The 16,370-nt window shown below is 68.7% G+C and carries 14 protein-coding genes and 1 pseudogene; 10 read left to right on the top strand and 5 right to left on the bottom strand.

Going from position 1 to position 16,370, the window contains the following annotated elements:
* Positions 1-100: 100 nt before the first annotated feature.
* The 3 genes from HEB94_RS34165 to HEB94_RS34155 all read right to left on the bottom strand — a co-directional run bounded on the left by HEB94_RS34165 (position 101) and on the right by HEB94_RS34155 (position 4,990).
* On the bottom strand, positions 101-3,103 hold the full coding sequence (locus tag HEB94_RS34165) for an eCIS core domain-containing protein (RefSeq protein WP_192753657.1): 3,003 nt from the start codon (positions 3,101-3,103) through the stop codon (positions 101-103).
* Positions 3,104-3,413: 310 nt separating this feature from the next.
* On the bottom strand, positions 3,414-4,166 hold the full coding sequence (locus HEB94_RS34160; RefSeq protein WP_192753656.1) for an orotidine 5'-phosphate decarboxylase / HUMPS family protein: 753 nt from the start codon (positions 4,164-4,166) through the stop codon (positions 3,414-3,416).
* 221 nt (positions 4,167-4,387) lie between these two features.
* Complete coding sequence (locus HEB94_RS34155; RefSeq protein WP_192753655.1) at positions 4,388-4,990, bottom strand: TetR/AcrR family transcriptional regulator; 603 nt, start codon at positions 4,988-4,990, stop codon at positions 4,388-4,390.
* A gap of 47 nt (positions 4,991-5,037) precedes the next feature.
* Here HEB94_RS34155 and HEB94_RS54935 point away from each other — a divergent pair.
* The 5 genes and pseudogenes from HEB94_RS54935 to HEB94_RS34130 all read left to right on the top strand — a co-directional run.
* Positions 5,038-6,017: pseudogene (locus tag HEB94_RS54935) on the top strand (FAD-dependent monooxygenase); the annotation flags it as partial.
* 81 nt (positions 6,018-6,098) lie between these two features.
* On the top strand, positions 6,099-6,461 hold the full coding sequence (locus tag HEB94_RS54930) for an aromatic-ring hydroxylase C-terminal domain-containing protein (RefSeq protein WP_420481614.1): 363 nt from the start codon (positions 6,099-6,101) through the stop codon (positions 6,459-6,461).
* Between the two features lie 251 nt (positions 6,462-6,712).
* Positions 6,713-7,600: a phytanoyl-CoA dioxygenase family protein gene (locus HEB94_RS34140; protein ID WP_192753653.1), complete on the top strand. Its 888-nt coding sequence runs from the start codon at positions 6,713-6,715 to the stop codon at positions 7,598-7,600.
* A 175-nt stretch (positions 7,601-7,775) separates the two neighbouring features.
* Complete coding sequence (locus HEB94_RS34135; RefSeq protein ID WP_192753652.1) at positions 7,776-9,779, top strand: ABC transporter substrate-binding protein; 2,004 nt, start codon at positions 7,776-7,778, stop codon at positions 9,777-9,779.
* A 213-nt stretch (positions 9,780-9,992) separates the two neighbouring features.
* Positions 9,993-10,973 carry an ABC transporter substrate-binding protein gene (locus tag HEB94_RS34130; RefSeq protein ID WP_192753651.1) on the top strand — a complete coding sequence of 327 codons (981 nt, stop codon included), beginning with the start codon at positions 9,993-9,995 and terminating at the stop codon, positions 10,971-10,973.
* Between the two features lie 181 nt (positions 10,974-11,154).
* Here the strand turns inward: HEB94_RS34130 and HEB94_RS49725 are convergent, their stop codons facing one another.
* Positions 11,155-11,328: a hypothetical protein gene (locus tag HEB94_RS49725; protein ID WP_202896721.1), complete on the bottom strand. Its 174-nt coding sequence runs from the start codon at positions 11,326-11,328 to the stop codon at positions 11,155-11,157.
* Between the two features lie 170 nt (positions 11,329-11,498).
* Between HEB94_RS49725 and HEB94_RS49720 the strand changes: the two genes are divergently transcribed.
* The 4 genes from HEB94_RS49720 (at position 11,499) to HEB94_RS34110 (ending at position 14,746) form a co-directional block, all read left to right on the top strand.
* Complete coding sequence (locus tag HEB94_RS49720) at positions 11,499-11,750, top strand: hypothetical protein (protein ID WP_202896720.1); 252 nt, start codon at positions 11,499-11,501, stop codon at positions 11,748-11,750.
* Positions 11,747-12,571: an ABC transporter permease gene (locus HEB94_RS34120; RefSeq protein ID WP_192753650.1), complete on the top strand. Its 825-nt coding sequence runs from the start codon at positions 11,747-11,749 to the stop codon at positions 12,569-12,571. Before HEB94_RS49720 ends, HEB94_RS34120 begins: the two co-directional genes overlap by 4 nt.
* An 11-nt stretch (positions 12,572-12,582) precedes the next feature.
* Entirely contained in the window at positions 12,583-13,356 is a 774-nt protein-coding gene (locus tag HEB94_RS34115; protein ID WP_192753649.1) for an ATP-binding cassette domain-containing protein, read from the top strand.
* Between the two features lie 97 nt (positions 13,357-13,453).
* A complete protein-coding gene (locus HEB94_RS34110) occupies positions 13,454-14,746 on the top strand; it encodes a flavin-dependent oxidoreductase (protein WP_192753648.1) in 1,293 nt (430 codons plus the stop codon).
* Here the strand turns inward: HEB94_RS34110 and HEB94_RS34105 are convergent.
* Complete coding sequence (locus tag HEB94_RS34105; RefSeq protein ID WP_192753647.1) at positions 14,736-15,629, bottom strand: GntR family transcriptional regulator; 894 nt, start codon at positions 15,627-15,629, stop codon at positions 14,736-14,738. The genes HEB94_RS34110 and HEB94_RS34105 overlap by 11 nt on opposite strands.
* A 127-nt stretch (positions 15,630-15,756) precedes the next feature.
* On the opposite strand from HEB94_RS34105, the gene HEB94_RS34100 reads away from it, so the two are divergent.
* Positions 15,757-16,365 (top strand): GNAT family N-acetyltransferase, encoded by a 609-nt coding sequence (locus tag HEB94_RS34100; RefSeq protein ID WP_238362834.1) that lies wholly within the window; start codon positions 15,757-15,759, stop codon positions 16,363-16,365.
* Positions 16,366-16,370: the final 5 nt, after the last annotated feature.

Raw genomic sequence — 16,370 nt, 5'->3', positions numbered from 1 at the left:
ACCGAAGGGGGCACGACCCTCGAGGTACCGCGACGTCGCCGTCACGCCGAAGTGAGCCGGCCGATCAGGACGAGCCCGGCGATGCGAGCGACCCGGCGGGTCAGAACATGCTGTCGCTCCACTGGATCTCCCGGATACCGGGCTTGGCGCTGTCGAACCGGACCACGTGCGTGTTGCGCTCGGACAGGAACAGGCTGAGGCTGTAGGTGTCGCCGGTCTCGTCGACGAACTTCAGCCACAGCATGCCGGAGAACGGGCCGCTCGGTCCCTTGCCGTCGGCCTGGACGATGAAGTCGTAGTACGCGGCGGTGGTGTCCATCGTGAGGGAGTAGATGCAGGCGCGGCTGTTCCCGACGATGACCCTGCTCAGGTCCGTGGACCCGTTGATCATCACCGTGTCGCCGGGGAACAGGGAGCCGGCCTTGGCCACGGCCCTGCCCCGGATCGTCCCGGCGTCCTGGGTGGTGAACTCCACCACCGACGCGTTCGTGGGAACGAGGTGGTAGATGTTGCCGAGCCCGTTGGCGACCCAGGGGATTCCGTCGGGGCCGACCGCGACCCTGGTCGCCGCGCCGCTGGTCATGTCCCAGCCCTCGCCGTTCCACGCCCAGATGGTGTTGCCGCCGTCGTTGATCTTCGTGTCACCGAGGCACCACGCCGTGGGCATCACCCCGGTGGAGACGCCGACGTCGATCGCCTTGCCGGGGAGGCGTTCCCATCCGGTGCCGAGGGTGGCACCGGACTTCATCCGGTACACGGAGTTCTGGTCGTTGGTCACCCACGGCAGCCCGTTGGGGGCGACCGAGATCGAGACCGCGGCTCCGGTGGGGGACTGTTCCCACTTCTGGCCGTTCCAGCGGTAGATCAGGTGGCCGCCTACGACGGCCGTCCTGCCGAGAACCCAGACCGTTCCGTCCGTGCCCACCCCGATGTCGCTCGCGCCGCTCACGTCCTGGCCGGCTGTGTTCTTCCCGCTGAGGATCCCGTCGCCGGCGACGCGTTCCCACTTGCCGCCGACCCGGCGGTAGATCGCGCCCACGTCGTTGACGACCCACGGGGTTCCGGCGCCGTCCACAGCGATGCGGGTGGCGCCGCCGTCGACGGGTGTCCAGGTGCTGCCCTGCAGCTTCTTGATGGTGTAGCCGCCCGCCACCTTGGTGGTGGTGATGATCCACGCCGAGCCGTCACCGCCGACGGCGATGTCGTTGGCGCTCGCACCGGTCACCTGCTGCCAGCCCCAACCACCGGTGACGTCGATGGAGATCTTGCCGATGCGCTGGACGAGGCCGCGGGCGGCGGCGATCTTCGGGCTGGGGAACAGCGAGATCGCGGTGTCGCGCCGGGTCTCGTTCCACTCCTGCAGCGAGAGCAGTTCCTCCGCCGCGCCGGCTCTTCTCGCGCCCCGGACGCGGGTGGGGAACCGGTTGAAGATCTGCTGGGTGGTGATGCTGGTGGTGCCACGCGCGAGGAGGTCGTTGAGGGCGGCCTGCGACATCTGCGCCGTCTCGGCGGCGACCCGTACGCCGTCACCGCCGTTCATCATCGTGCAGTCGCCAAAGATCTGGAACGCCGTCGGGTGGTCGACGGAGGCGACGTAGAGACCTTCCTCGGTGTAGTGGTCGTGCAGGATCCCGCCGGACAGCTGGACGCCCGCGTTGTTGATCAGCCGCAGGTAGTGCTTGTAGGCGTCGACGTCACTCCTGAAGTCCGCGCGCCGCACCCCGGAGACGGTGATCCGCCGCTCCAGCGCCCACTGCTCCTCGGCGGTCTGCGGGTCGCGGACGACGCCACGCTTGGCCGGGTCGGCGAAACCGTCGTAGAGGGCACGGGCCGCGAGCCCGTCCTGGTCGGCGGTGGTCATCATCCGCCGGACCATCTGCCAGTCGGCGACGGGCATGGCGTTGCCGAGAATCCCGGTGTTGGCCCACTCGAGGAACCACTGCATGATCAGGGTCTTGTTGACCAGGTGCCCGGAGGCGAAGGAATCCTGCAGGAAGTGGTCGGCGTAGCCGTGGTTGATCCACGCCAGGTGGGTCAGCTTCTCCTTCGCCGAACCTGTTGAGTGGTACGCCTGCGTCGCGTAGTCACGGGCGATCAGATGGGACTGCTCCCACCGGTACCAGGAGAACGGCGCGAAGTGGCACGCGTTGCGCCCCACGAGCGCGCTGTAGTGGTCGATCCCCTTCCACCCGACGTTCACGGTGAGGTTGTCGATGGCCTTCGTCTCGGTCAGCAGGTCGAGGAACTCCCAACCGATGTTGGAGACCACGGAGTTCCTGAACTTCCCCGCCGCCCCGCTCACGTCGGTCCCGAGCAGCTTGTTGACCCAGTAGAACGACTCCTGCCGCACCGACTGCAGGATCGGTTCGAGGATCGCCCTGGGCTGGCTGTCGAGGGCGGCCGGGGTGGCGAGGTAGTCGGCCAGCGTGTTGAGCTCGCCGTAGGTCACGAGCAGCCCGCTCGTCCCGAGCTGAACCGTCCGGATGGTCGGGTACCTGGCCTTGATCCGGTCGGGGGTGACGCTGTCGGGGTTGTCCTTCCACATGGCCAGGAAGTCCCGGAGCTGCTGCAGCTTCAGGATCCGGTCCTGACCCCGCGTGGTGGTGAGCACGTTCAGGTCGGCGGGCGGCGCGTCGCCGAGCAGCCGGTGTTCCCAGGAGGCGTGCCGCTGCAGGACCAGCCGCTCGTCGTCTGCGAGGGGACGGACACGCGACGCGGACGGGGTCACAGCCGTCCCTCGCAGGAACGCCGCGGCACGCGTACGCGCGTCCGCCTCACAGGCGTCGCCGGGCTCCGATACGGTCGCGCCCGCCGCTGCGGGCAGACGGACGCCGCCCTGGTCGACGGCGTGCGCGATCTCGTGCGCGAGTAGTTCGAGGCCCGCGGGTGCGTGCGGGGCGTAGGCGCCCGCAGCGAAGAAGATGTCCGAGCCGACGGTGAACGCCTCGGCCGCGAAGCTGCGGCAGAGGGCGTTGGCCCGCTCGTCGGTGTGGATCCGGATGGCGGACAGGTCTGTTCCGTACGCGCGCTCGAACCCCGCCCGCAGGCGCGCGTCGAGCATGTCGCCGCCACCCAGCAGGCCGCGAATGTGGTTCTCAGTCATATGGCTGGACCTTCCCGAAACACCTAGCAGTGCCGAAGGTGCGGAAACTGCTGGCGCGGGGGAGTGCACGGGTCCGCCGTTGACCTTGGTCGTCGAAGGTGCGGACTGGCCAGCACGCCCCCGTGCCACCGCCGGGCGCCGGCACCACCGCCCGGACCTCGTCGTCGTGCTTGACGAGTCACGAGACCCCGGGCCGGGTGCCGCGCCGCTTTCCGCTATTTGAGTTCGTCACCGAGAGGCTGTCGTGGTCCGCACGTACGACCGAACGGGCAGGGTTCGCCGCCCAGGAGGGCAGCAGTGGCGCCGACTCTCACGACGTACTGGTCGGTGTGGGATGCGCGACGACGGCCGCGTGCACACGGGCCACCGCGCCACTTAGCACCCCGAGCAGGTCCTCAGTCGGCACGGTGCGGGCACTCTCCTCACTGATGACGAGCGGCGCACCGAAGACGACGACGCCCGCGCCGATGGCGGGGCATCCCACCGCCTGCTCGATGCTCAGGCCACCCACGGCCTGGACGGGGACGGTCGTCGCCGCCACCACGTCGGGCAGGGTGGTCAGCGGCGACAGGTTCAGATGCCGGTTCACCGAGCGGTGATCGTGGCCGAGGTGATGGATGACCATCCCGACCCCGAGCGACTCGACGCGACGGGCTTCGGCCGCGTGGTCGGTGGAGCCCATGTCGTCGGCCATCACGAGTAGGTCGTACTCCTCACCGGCCGCGCACGCGCGCTCGATGGTCGCGTCATGGGCGCGGGCCATGACCACGACCGCGTTGGCGCCGGCGTCGCCGTACATTCTCGACTCGCCGTAGCCGCCGTCCATGATCTTCAGGTCGGCGACGAGGGGATGGTCGGGGAACTCCTTGCGCAGGGCACGTACGGCGCGGGTACCTTCGGCCAGTGCCAGCGGGGTCCCCACCTCGAGCCAGTCCACGCCGGCCTCCACCGCGATCGCGGCCGTCCGTAGCGCTTCGTCGATCGTGGTCAGGTCGAGTGAGACCTGCACCAGCCCGTGAGTGAGCTGTTCGCGACTCAGGCCTCGTATCTTCGTGCCGCTCATCTGTCTTCCCTTCGGTGGGCTCGGGGACCGACTGCGGAGCCGACATGTCCGGACGCGCACGGACCGCTCGTCGACCGGCTTCCTCGCATCGAATCACCGTGGCCTGGATCGGTGCGAACGGTGGCGGCGCCCTCGGCCTCATCTGGCCAGTCGTGCACTGACTGACCGAACCAAGCTCGAGCTGAGCAGGCCCTGGTGCTTGGAGCCGCGTCGGGGTGTGCTCACCGTAGCCCGTTCTCCAGCACGTCGAAGGCGCGGTCGAGGGCGGCGATGTGGTCGCGGGTGACCCCGGCGGCATCGTCGCCGGTGAGTATCCGGGCCATGCCGGTTACATAGACGCTGCGGTAGGCGGCCAGTGCCAGGGCCGCGGTCAGACGGGGGTGGGGGTCGTCGCTGTGCGCGGCCAGCAGGGCGGCGAGGTGGGCTTCCAGCTCCTCGACTGCTTCCCGGGCGCGAGAGCGCAGGGCGGGGGAGTCCTGCACGGTCCGCCAGAAGTGCGCGTAGGTCTCCCGGAAGCCGCCGAGCGGGTGGTGCTGTTGTGCGAGGTCCAGCAGGAGCCGGCGCAACGCCCGCAGCGGTGACTGGTCGGGCGTGCGGTCGCGGATGGCCGCGGTGAGCAGTTGCTCGGCCTGGGGCGCGCGGTCGAAGAAGATGTCCTCCTTGCGGGGGAAGTAGTTGAAGATCGTCACCTTCGACACCTCCGCCGCCTCGGCGATCTCACTGATCGTGACGTTGTCGAAGCCGCGTTGGAGGAACAGGACGGTGGCCACGTCGGCGATGCGCTGGCGGGTGGCTGCCTTCTTCCGCTCCCGTAGAGAATCCATGGGCCTACTTTACCTAACTAAAAATTGAGTCGAGTAAAGTGAACGGCATGGACTACGACGTGATCATTTGTGGGGGCGGTCCGGTCGGCCTCATGCTCGCCTGCGAGCTGCGGCTGCGCGGGGTCGCGGTGGCCGTCCTCGAACGGCTCGCCGAGCCTGACCTGACCATCAAGGCAGGATCGATCAACCTGCCCACACTCGAGGCGCTCTACCGCCGCGGCCTGTTGTCGAAGGTCAACCAGGCACAGCAGGAGATGCTGAAGGCATTCGGTGGCTCCCTGCCAGAGGGCCCGAAGCCCGTCGGTCACTTCGCCGGGATCTTCATGTGGAGCGACAAGCTGGACGAGACCGTCTTCGCCATCGAGGGTCCCGCGGCCGGCCTCGGCATCGTCTCCCAACAGCAGGTCGAGGCGATCCTCGCCGAGCGCGCCGGCGAGCTTGGCGTTCACCTGCGCCGCGGCGTCGAGGTGACGGGCTTCGAAACCGACGACGACAGCATCACCGTGCATGCCGGCGACCTCAGGCTTCGAGCGGGATGGCTGGTCGGTTGCGACGGTGGCCGCAGTCTGGTGCGCAAGCTGGCGGGGTTCGCGTTCCCCGGAACCGACCCCGAGATCACCGGCCACCAGGCGGTGGTGGACATGGAGGGCTCGGACCAGCTGGGGAGAGGTTGGAACACCACCCCGACCGGGACGTACGCCCACGGTCCGGGCCCGGCCGCATCCTCACCGTGGAGTTCGACGGCCCTCCGATCGACCGTGACGCACCCATCACGCGCGAGGAGCTGGAGAAGAGCCTGCGCCACGTCTCCGGCGCCGACGTGCGGATCACGGCGGTCAGGTCCGCCACGCGCTTCACCGACAACGCCCGCCAGGCCACCACCTACCGTCTGGGCCGCGTACTTCTTGCCGGTGACGCGGCACACGTGCACTCCCCGTTCGGTGGCCAGGGACTCAACCTCGGCATCGGTGACGCCATGAACCTCGGATGGAAACTCGCGGCCGCCGTCCAGGGCTGGTCATCCGACGGGCTGCTCGACACCTACACCAGCGAACGTCACCCGATCGGCGCGTGGGTGTTGAACTGGACCAGCGCCCAGGTCGCCCTGATGCGCACCGATCCGCGCAGCCGCGCCCTCCGCGACATCGTCTCCGACCTCCTGGACACCACGACCGGAACCACCTACATGGCCAGGAAGATCTCCGGCTACTGGCAGGGCTACGGCGACGACCCGGTCATCGGCCGGACCGCTCCAGACCTGGTACTCGCTGACGGCACCCGACTCGGCGAGCACCTCCACGACGGCAAGGGGCTCCTGGTCAGCGCCGAGGTGGACGGATACGCCGACCGCGTCGACAGCGTGAAGGCCGACCATTCCGGCATGCTCGTACGTCCGGACGGCATCGTCGCCTGGGCCGGCAGCGACGGACTCGAGGACGCCCTCACGACCTGGTTCGGAGCTGCGTCGTAACCAGTGGGGCATTCCCCGGTCCCACGGCAGCGGTGTCCCACATCGGCTTCTACGCAGGGAACGCGCCAATGGCCTCCGACGTCGCCATGGTGGAAGCGCAACACACACATCACCCGCCGCGTGGCCGGCGCTCGCGGCCTCTTCCGGCCAGGCGTCCGCATCCTGACCGAATAGTCACAGCGCTGTTTCTTTCCTCACGGACCCGTCGTTACATTGACCGCACGTCCCCCCGATGCAAGGGAGATCGAGCTATGACCGGCATCTCAGAAGAGGACTACCAGCACTGGCGCCGGCACGGGTACGTGATCGTGCGCCTGCTCGACGATGACCAGGTCCGTGCGACCGTCGAGAACATCCACGAGTACATGCCACCCTGGGAGGAGTACGTCCGCCACCCGCGGTGGTACGCCGACTCCGTCGCCTACCGCGGACGCCGCTCGCGTACTCGTGCCACGTTCCCCTTCGTCGGGGACGCGTTGAACGCGTCGACGCTGCATCCGGAGCTGATCGCCTTCGCCGAACGGGTCATCGGCACCGACCGGCTCATGCTCAGCCACGGCCAGCTCGGCGGGAAGTATGCCGGCACCCGTGACTTCGAACAGCGACTGCACCTGGACTACGGCAACAACACCCTGGTCTGCCCCAAGCCGGACGAGGAGATCGTCGACCTGCCGGCGATCATCTACTACACCGACGTGACGGTTGACCTGAGCCCGACCTACGTCGTGTCCCAGGAGTACACCCGCGACGAACCGCGGGAGCCGCGCCATCGCAGCCGGGAGGACCACCCCGAGCTCTACGCACACGAGTTCCCCGTCGTCGTCCCCGCCGGCTCGGTGCTGATCTACTCCATGAACACCTTCCACCGGGGGTCGGCACTGAAGGCGTCGGAGGGGCTTCGGTACGCCCAGAACATCGGCTTCAAGCGGGTCGACACATCCTGGGCCGGTCAGGAGACCTTCCAGCACGACGGTGGCAGCGCCGAGATGAACCACTTCCTGGAGAACGCCACTCCCCGCGAACGCGAGTTCGTCGGCTTCCCGCGCGTCGGTGACCCCTACTGGGACAAGGACACCATCGCCAACGTCGGACTCCGCTACCCGGGCATGGACATGAGCCCCTACCAGGACAAGCTCTGACCTCCTGGCCCGACGGGGATCACCAGGCCGCTGACTCATGACGTGACGCTGGTGCGCGGGGGTGCCGGTGCGATTCGACGAAGCAGGTGCTCGAGGCATTTCCTGACAAGCCGCCGCGCAGTCACCGAGCAATCGAGGGCGCAGCACGGCACCCACGCGCGAGAGGTGTCCAAGCATGCCAGCAGGGACGGGAATGTCACGCAGTTTCGTGTCACGGCGGAGGATTCTGCAGGCCGGCGCCGGAGGCCTCGCCGCGGTCTCGGCGTGGTCGCTCACCGGCTGCGACCTGCTCTCGACCGACCCTTCGAAGGAGAGCGGCGAGCAGGCCACCACCGAGGAGAAGGAAGCACCGGCGCTGGCAGCACAGGTCAAGGCCGGCAAGCTGCCACCCCTCAAGGACCGCCTTCCCGCCAAGCCGGTCGTGGTCCAGACCCTGGAGCGACCCGGAACCTACGGTGGCTCCTGGACCCTGTTCGAGGAGAACCCGCCGATCAACGCGGCACGTGAGTGCGGCTACGACTACCTGGTCCGCTGGAGCCCGGACTGGACGAAGATCCTCCCCAACCTCGCCGAGTCCTGGGAGATCGGCAACGGCGGCCGCGAGTACACCTTCCACCTACGCGAGGGCGTGAGGTGGTCCGACGGTGAACCGTTCACCGCCGACGACCTGAAGTTCGCCTTCGACGATGTCGTGATGAACAAGGAGCTCTTCCCGGTTCCCCCGTCGCTGTACACCTCCGGAGGCAAGCCGGGACGGCTGGACAAGATCGACGACCACACCGTCCGGTTCGTGTTCGACACCCCGCACGGGCTGTTCCTCACGCTCCTCGCTTCGGCCGGCGCACACGAACTCCTCTCGGCCGCCAAGCACCACTTCTCCCAGTTCCATCCGAAGTACAACCCCGACGTCGAAGCCCTTGCCAAGAAGGAAGGCTTCGCCAGCTGGGTGGAGATGTTCCCCGCCAAGGGCGCGGGCAGCATCTCCAGTACCGACTTCTGGCAGCCAGAGGTTCCCAACCTGTTCGCGTGGCGCACCGCCCGAGTGGCCGAGCAGGGCCAGCGGCTCGTGCTCGAGCGCAACCCGTACTACTGGAAGACCGACCCGGACGGCCGCCAGCTGCCCTACCTGGACGGCGTCACCTTCGTCGCGGTCACCAACCTGGAGACCGCGCTCCTGCAGTCGACCGACGGCCAGTTCGATCTGCTCGTCCCCACGTTCACCGGCGGCATCTGCACGGTCCGCAACAAGCCCGTCCTGGCGCGCAGCCGAGAGTCCGGCGACTACCGCTTCATCGAGGGCGTGTCCTCCTCCATGAACTACGCGGTCATCGCGTTCAACCTGGCGCACAAGGACCAGAACCTGCGCCAGGTGTTCCAGAACAAGGACTTCAGGATCGGGTTGTCCCACGCCATCAACCGCCAGGAGATCATCAAGACGGTCTTCCAGCGCCAGGGCGAACCGTGGCAGGCCGCTCCCCGCAAGGAGTCCGACCTGTACTCGGAGAAGCTGGCCAAGCAGTACACCGCCTACGACCCGGCCACGGCGAACGAGCACCTCGACAAGGCCGGCCTGACCCGACGTGACAGCGAGGGTTTCCGCCTCCGTCCGGACGGCAAACGCCTCTTCTTCCAGGTGGACGTCGTCACCCAGGAGCCCAATCAGATCAGCACCGTCGAGCTGATCAAGGGGTACTGGAAGGCGGTCGGCATCGACATCAACGTCAACACGATGGACCGCGACCTCTTCTACACCCGCAAGGCGAGCTACGAGCCGGACGCGAGCGTGTGGACCGGAGACGGCGGCCTGGCCGACGCCCTCATCGACCCACGCTGGTACGTCCCGGTGACCAGCGAGTCGAACTACGCGATCGCCTGGTCGGACTGGTACAACTCCGACGGCACGGCAGGACAGGAGCCGCCCGAGGACGCCCAGCGCCAGATGGCGATCTACGACCAGATCAGGGTGGAGCCCGACCCGGACAAGCAGCGGACACTGCTCGTGCAGCTCCTGGAGTCGGCCGCCGAACACTTCTGGGTCATCGGTGTCGCCCTCCCCGTCGGAACCTTCGGCCTGGTGAAGAACGACTTCCACAACGTGCCGAAGTCGATGATCGCGTCCTACCGCTACCTGACACCCGGTCCGACGCATCCGGAGCAGTACTTCACCAGCGCGACCTGAGACCACCTCGCGGCAGGCATGGTGCCTCGCCCTGGTCACGGCTGCGCGGCGTCAGCCGTACCGGACTGCGCGGTGACCGCGGCTGTCGACCGAACACGCGCGACACATGACCTATGCCTGTCTCGGCCTCGGTAACCTTCCCGAGAAAGTAGCCGACGGTTAGAGTCGCCCAGGGCGGCCTACTTCCCCCTACCTTCCTTCGAAGGAGCGTTCATGAAGTTCGCTCGTCTACGCCGCGCCTCACTCGTCGGGGCACTGGCCGTCGCGCTCGCCCTCGCGAGTGCCGCCTGCGGCGGCAGCGACTCGGAGAAGTCCGCCAACGGGCTGGAGAAGAGAACCCTCAACGTCGGCGTCATGCCCATCATCGAGGGCGCCGCGGTCCAGATCGCCATCACCAAGGGCTACTTCAAGGCCGAGGGACTGACCGTCAACCTCAAGCAGATAACCGGTGGCGCCGCGGCCATCCCGCAGCTGAAGAGCGGGCAGCTCGACATCAGCCAGGGCGGGCACGTGGGCTGGCTGCTGGCGGCGGACCGCGGCACGCTGAAGCCGAAGATCGTCGCTGAGGCCTCCTCGATGACGAAGAACCTCAACGCGATCCTCGTCGCCAAGGACTCCACCATCACCAGCCCGAAGGACCTGGTCGGCAAGAAGATCGCCACCAACGCCAAGCACGACCAGATCGCCCTGCTCGTCCGCTCCGCCCTCGCGCCCTACGGGGTCCAGATCGATGAGGACAAGGACTTTCAGATCATCCCGTTTCCCAACCAGGAGGCGGCGCTGAAGGAGAAGAAGGTCGACGCCGTCGTCGTCCCGGAGCCCTTCGTCACCCAGATCCAGCAGAACCTCGGCGCGCGGCTGCTGACCGACTTCTCCACCGGTGCCACCAAGGACATCCCGATCACCGGCTACGCGGCCACCGAGGACTTCGTCAAGGAGAACCCCAAGACGGTGGCGGCCTTCCAGCGCGCGATCGTCAAGGCCCAGGCCGACGCCGCCGACCGCGCCGTTCTCCAGGAGGTCGTGCCCAAGTACACCAAGCTCCCACCGGCCGTCATCAGCGTCGTCACGCTGAACAACTTCCCCACGTCGACGAGCGCCTCCCGGATCCAACGGGTCGCGGACGTGATGAAACAGTTCGACTACCTGGAGAACGACGTCGACGTGAAGTCGATGGTCCTGCCGAACGGATGATGAACCGGGCGCGAATCGCCCGTGGCGCGATCGGGGTCGCGGGAGTGGTCGCGGTCGCCGAGCTGGTCTCCAGGGCCGGGCTCGCCGACCCCACCACGCTGCCACCCGCGTCCACCGTGCTGCTGCGGGCCGCGGAGTTCTTCGGCGACACCGAGTTCCTCACCGCCGTGGCGAGCACTCTTCAGGCATGGGTCCTCGGGCTGCTGCTCGCCACCGTGGCGGCGGTGGCGGTCGGGATCGCACTCAGCACCACGCCCTGGCTGAACCGCGCCACCCGCGTGCTGGTCGAGTTCATGCGGCCGATCCCGTCGGTGGCGTTGATCCCGCTGGCCATCGTGAGCTTCAGCTCGATCACCGGGTCGAAGGTCTCGTTGGTGTTCTACTCGGCCTGCTGGCCGATCTTGATCAACACCCTCTACGCTCTGCGCGACGTCGACCCCCTGGCCAAGGAGACGCTGCGCAGCTTTCGGCTTCGGCAAGGCGGCCATCCTGCTGCGGGTCAGCCTGCCGAGCGCCGCGCCGTTCGTGGCCACCGGCGTCCGGATCTCCGCCGTGGTGGGCCTGGTCGTGGTCGTCAGCTTCGAACTCGTCGCGGGCAACGGCGAAGGGATCGGCGGCTACCTGTTGCAGACCCAGTCCGGGGGCGGCCGCCGCGACCTGATGCTGGCCGGCGCGGTCTGGGCGGGCGTGCTGGGCGCACTCATCAACGTCGGGCTCGTCGCGCTGGAACGCCGGGCGTTCCGGTGGCACACGGTCCGGACCGAGGCGTCGGCATGACCAGGCGGGAGAACAGCGTGCCGGGCCTGCGGATCCTCACCGGCGGCGTGGCCCGGCTGTGGCTGGTCGCGCTGCTGGTCGGCTGCTGGGAGATCCTCACCCGGATCAAGCAGGACGCCTACTTCCCCCCGCCGTCCACGATCGTGCGGGTCTTCCACGAGCTGTGGTTCTCCGGGCCGGCCACGCACCTGTTCCTCACCGACAAGGCGCTCGACGACTTCGCGCCGAGCTTTGTCAACCTGTTCTGTGGTTGGGCGCTCGCCGCGGTCGTCGGCCTCGCGCTCGGCGTCCTGCTCGGCCGCTCACGCGTGGCGCGCGAGATCCTGGACCCGGTGCTCCAGTTCGGCCGGTCCGTCCCGCCGCCCACCCTGATCCCGTTCTTCATCGTCGTGTTCGACTTCGGCGCCCAGATGCAGATCTCGACGATCGCCTTCGGCGTGCTCTGGCCGGTGCTGCTCAACACCGCCGACGGGGTGAGCACTGTGGAGAAGCTGCAGCTCGAGACGGCCGAGGTGTTCGGCATCACCGGCGCCGTCCGACTGCGCCGAATCATCCTGCCCGCCGCCGCCCCCAAGATCTTCGCGGGCCTGCGGGTCAGCCTCGGGTTCGCCCTGATCCTGATGGTCATCTCCGAGCTCATCGGCAGCACCACCGGAATCGGCGCGCACCTGATCAGCTCCCAACAGGGCATGGAGCTGCCGGAGATGTGGGCGGGCATCCTGCTGCTCGGCATCCTCGGATGCCTGTTCAACGCGGCATTCGTCCTGGTGGAGCGCCGCCTTCTGTCCTGGCACAGCAGTGCCCGCGGACTCGACGCGTGAGGGTGGTCTGAGTGCTCGAGGTGGAGAACCTGACCCACGCCTACGGCGATGCGCCCCCCGTCCTCTCCGGCATCGACCTGAAGGTCAAGCCGGGCGAGCTGGTCAGCATCGTGGGCCCCTCCGGCTGCGGAAAGTCGACCCTTCTGCGTTGCGTCGCCGGGCTGCAGGCACCCACCGGGGGACAGGTCCGGCTGGACGGGAAGCCCGTCGCCCGGGTCCCGGACAACCTCGCCGTGGTCTTCCAGGACTACAGCCGTTCGCTGTTCCCATGGATGTCGGTGCGCGACAACGTCGCGCTGCCGCTCCGCCGCCGCGGCATGAACCGGGCGCAGCGCCAGGAGAACGCCCTGAAGGCGCTCGAATCGGTCGGGCTGCCCGACGCCGCGGCGAAGTATCCCTGGCAGCTGTCCGGCGGTATGCAGCAACGCGTGGCGATCGCCCGCGCCCTGGCCTACGGACCGGAGTTCCTGATCATGGACGAGCCGTTCGGCTCCGTGGACGCGCAGACCCGCGAGGACCTCGAGGACCTGCTGCTGCGGGTGCGCGGGAACAGCGGCATGACGATCCTGCTGGTCACCCACGACATCGACGAGAGCGTCTATGTCGGCGACCGGGTCGTCGTCCTCAGCAAGGGGCCGGCACGCATCCGCGCGGACCTGTCCGTCGCGCTGCCCACGGCGCGCGACCAGATCACCACCCGTGAGCTGCCCGAGTTCGTCCACCTGCGCGCCGAGGTGGGCCGACTGGTACGCGGCCGCGAAGCGGTCGACGAGCCGACGTCCTGACACCGCACCGCCGCACCGCCGCACCGCCCGTCCCCGGGCCGCACCTCCGACCGTTCCGGCGGCCGCGGCCCCTCCGATCGATGAGAGGTCCGCCACCATGCGAGTGCTGATCGTGGGCGCCGGGATCGGAGGGCTCGCCACCGCCCTCAGCCTGCACGCCGCCGGAGTCGACGTCGAGGTGGTGGACTCCGTCCGGGAGTTGCGCCCGCTCGGCGTGGGCATCAATCTGCTCCCGCACGCCACCCGGGAGCTCATCGAACTCGGCCTGGGCGACGCGCTCGCCGAGACGGGCCTGCCCGTGGAGTCGTTCGCGCACTTCGACCGGCACGGGAACCGGGTCTGGGGCGAGCCGCGCGGGCTCACCCTCGGCTACCGGTGGCCGCAGTACAGCATCCACCGCGGCGAACTCCAGATGCTCCTGCTGGCGACAGTGCGGGAGCGGCTGGGCCATGACGCGGTGCGGACCGGCACCGCGTTCGTCCGGTTCACCGACGGACCCGACCAGCTCACCGCCACGCTGCGGGACCAGGCCACCGGCGAAGAGTTCGTCGAGACGGCCGCCGCCCTCGTCGGCGCGGACGGGTTGTACTCCGCGGTGCGCGCCCAGTTGCATCCTGGCGAGGGCCTTCCGCTGTGGAACGGCGTTCGGCTGTGGCGCGGCGTCACCGAGGCCGACGCGTTCCTCGACGGCCACACGATGGCCATCCTCGGCACCAGGTTCCTGGCAAAGTTCGTCGTCTATCCGATCTCCCGGCCGGACGAGCGAGCCCGGGCCTCGCTGAACTGGCTGGGCGAGGTCCAATCAGCCACCGGGCCGCTCACCGAGATGCCCGACTGGAACCGAGCCGGCCGGCTCGAGGACGTGCTCCCGCACTTCGCGGACTGGAACGTCGGCTGGCTCGACGTGCCCGGGCTGATCAGCGGCGCCGAAGAGATCCTCGAGTACCCGATGGTGGACCGGGACCCGCTGCCGTTCTGGAGCCGGGGCCGGGTCACCGTGCTGGGCGACGCAGCGCACCCGATGTACCCGGTCGGCTCCAACGGCGGATCCCAGGCGATCCTCGACGCCCGGGCGCTCGCCTACGAGCTCACCCGGGCGGACTCCCCGGCCGCCGGGCTCGCGGCCTACGAGGCGGTACGGCGCACGACGGTGAACGCGATCGTGCTGGCCAACCGCACCAACCGCGGCGACACCATCATGGAGACCGTCGCGCGGCGGGCGCCCGACGGCTTCGACCGCGTGGACGAGGTGCTGTCGGAGCAGGAACTCGCCACGCTGGCCGACGGCTACCTGTCGATCTCCCACACCGACGGTCTGAACCTGCCCTCGCCGTGGACACCGGTGCCCCGCGAGTCAGGCGGGATGTGGGAGACGCACCCTAGCCCTTGACCAGGAGGGCGAACCCGTCGAGGTGACGCTGCAGCCCGTACTCGAACAAGCCGTCCAGGTCGATCGCCACCTCGGCAGACAGCTGCCCCAGCACCGGAAACCGCCCGACCAGCTCGGCGGACGTGTGTTCCTGGCTCAACCACCAGTGCTCGAAGGACAGCCCGCTCTCCGCACCGGCCTCGACCTCGGCGGCGTTCGTCATCGCCACGGTCGTGACGAAGGCCGCCAGGGTGATCGCCTCCTGCAACATCGTCTCCGGCGGGAGGCCGAGCCCCTCCAGCGCACGCAGCGTCCACCCGGTGTGCGCCACAGCGTTCGGCATCATCAACGGCCGGGTGAAGGAGATCGCCCTGGGCAGCCACAGATGCCGCTTGCACAGCTGCCACTGCACCCGCGAGACCAGCTCCAGCTTGGCCCGCCACCCATCCGGGCCGGGCTCAGGCAACGCCCCCTGGCCGAACACCTCGTCAGCCATCTGCCGGACCAGGTCGTCCTTGCCGTCGACGTATCGGTACAACGTCATCGACCCGGCACCAAGCTCCGCGGCGAGGCGGCGCATCGACACCGCGTCCAGGCCTTCGGCGTCGGCGATCGCGATCGCCGCGGACAGCACCTGCTCCCGGCCCAACGGTGGCTGCACCACCGCCGGTGACCGCACGGTCCGCGTTCCCACGCGGGCGCTGACCACCGTGCCCGCGCCGACCCGCGCCTGCACCAGACCCTCGTCGCGCAGGGTCGCCATCGCTCGGGTGGCGGTGGCGATCGCCACTCCGTACTCCTCGGCGATCCGCCGGATCGACGGGACCGGGTCACCTGGCCGTAGCTCGCCGGCGGCGATCCGGTCGCGGAGTTCGGCGGCGATGCGGAGGTAGGGCGCGGTCATGGGCCGAAGTGTACTAGTCCACTGTCGCCGTGTTCTAGTGCGTCCTCAGGGGGAACCCTGAGAGATACCCCTTGTTTGGTTGGCGTCATTGCCGCAGGTGTACTGACCTGCATACGGTGTACGCGTGATGAGAACGGTGTATGAGATGGACCGTCATCGGGAACGTTCCGCCGTATCGGACGTCCTCGCCGCGGCCTTCCAGGAAGACCCCATCGTCGGCTGGATGTTTCCCGACCCGACCGAGCGCCCCCGACTACAGCGCGCCTACTACACGGCCCTCCTCCGACAACCGAACGCGCAGGCGTACCTGAACGCAACGGGCGACGCCGCCGCCATCTGGCTGGACCTACCAGCTGGCCAGGCGCCCTTGGAGGACCCGCAGGGCGCTGACGCCGGGGGACCGGACCCCCTGGCGGTGTTCGGCCCGCATGCCGAACGCCTGGGCCACCTCGGCGGGCTCCTCGCCCAGCACCACCCACACAGCGAGCATCACCTCTACCTCGCCTGCCTCGGCGTACGCCCAGACCGGCAAGGCGGCGGCCTGGGCTCAGCGCTCCTGCGCCACTGCCTCACCGAAGCCGACGCCGAGGGACTTCCGGCCTACCTCGAGGCCAGCTCACCACGAAGCCGCGACCTCTACCTGCGGCACGGCTTCCAGGACCTCGGCACACCCGTCCAGCCATCCGGCGACCTGCTCATCTGGCCGATGTGGCGCCCGAAGACCCTCACCTCCTGAGGAGA

It is taken from the genome of Actinopolymorpha pittospori (genome assembly GCF_014873875.1).
In the GTDB taxonomy this organism is placed as follows: domain Bacteria; phylum Actinomycetota; class Actinomycetes; order Propionibacteriales; family Actinopolymorphaceae; genus Actinopolymorpha; species Actinopolymorpha pittospori.
The sequence above is the reverse complement of the archived record's forward strand: the minus strand, read 5'-3'. Positions and strand labels throughout refer to the sequence as shown.

What these genes read in the sequence shown, in the direction of transcription:
- HEB94_RS34140 (WP_192753653.1), top strand. Translation starts at nt 6,713, where the DNA reads ATGACCGGCATCTCAGAAGAGGACTACCAGCACTGGCGCCGGCACGGG.
- HEB94_RS34110 (WP_192753648.1), top strand. Translation starts at nt 13,454, where the DNA reads ATGCGAGTGCTGATCGTGGGCGCCGGGATCGGAGGGCTCGCCACCGCC.
- HEB94_RS34105 (WP_192753647.1), bottom strand. Translation starts at nt 15,629, where the DNA reads ATGACCGCGCCCTACCTCCGCATCGCCGCCGAACTCCGCGACCGGATC.
- HEB94_RS34155 (WP_192753655.1), bottom strand. Translation starts at nt 4,990, where the DNA reads ATGGATTCTCTACGGGAGCGGAAGAAGGCAGCCACCCGCCAGCGCATC.
- HEB94_RS34130 (WP_192753651.1), top strand. Translation starts at nt 9,993, where the DNA reads ATGAAGTTCGCTCGTCTACGCCGCGCCTCACTCGTCGGGGCACTGGCC.
- HEB94_RS34135 (WP_192753652.1), top strand. Translation starts at nt 7,776, where the DNA reads ATGCCAGCAGGGACGGGAATGTCACGCAGTTTCGTGTCACGGCGGAGG.
- HEB94_RS34100 (WP_238362834.1), top strand. Translation starts at nt 15,757, where the DNA reads ATGAGAACGGTGTATGAGATGGACCGTCATCGGGAACGTTCCGCCGTA.
- HEB94_RS34120 (WP_192753650.1), top strand. Translation starts at nt 11,747, where the DNA reads ATGACCAGGCGGGAGAACAGCGTGCCGGGCCTGCGGATCCTCACCGGC.
- HEB94_RS54930 (WP_420481614.1), top strand. Translation starts at nt 6,099, where the DNA reads ATGCGCACCGATCCGCGCAGCCGCGCCCTCCGCGACATCGTCTCCGAC.
- HEB94_RS34160 (WP_192753656.1), bottom strand. Translation starts at nt 4,166, where the DNA reads ATGAGCGGCACGAAGATACGAGGCCTGAGTCGCGAACAGCTCACTCAC.
- HEB94_RS34165 (WP_192753657.1), bottom strand. Translation starts at nt 3,103, where the DNA reads ATGACTGAGAACCACATTCGCGGCCTGCTGGGTGGCGGCGACATGCTC.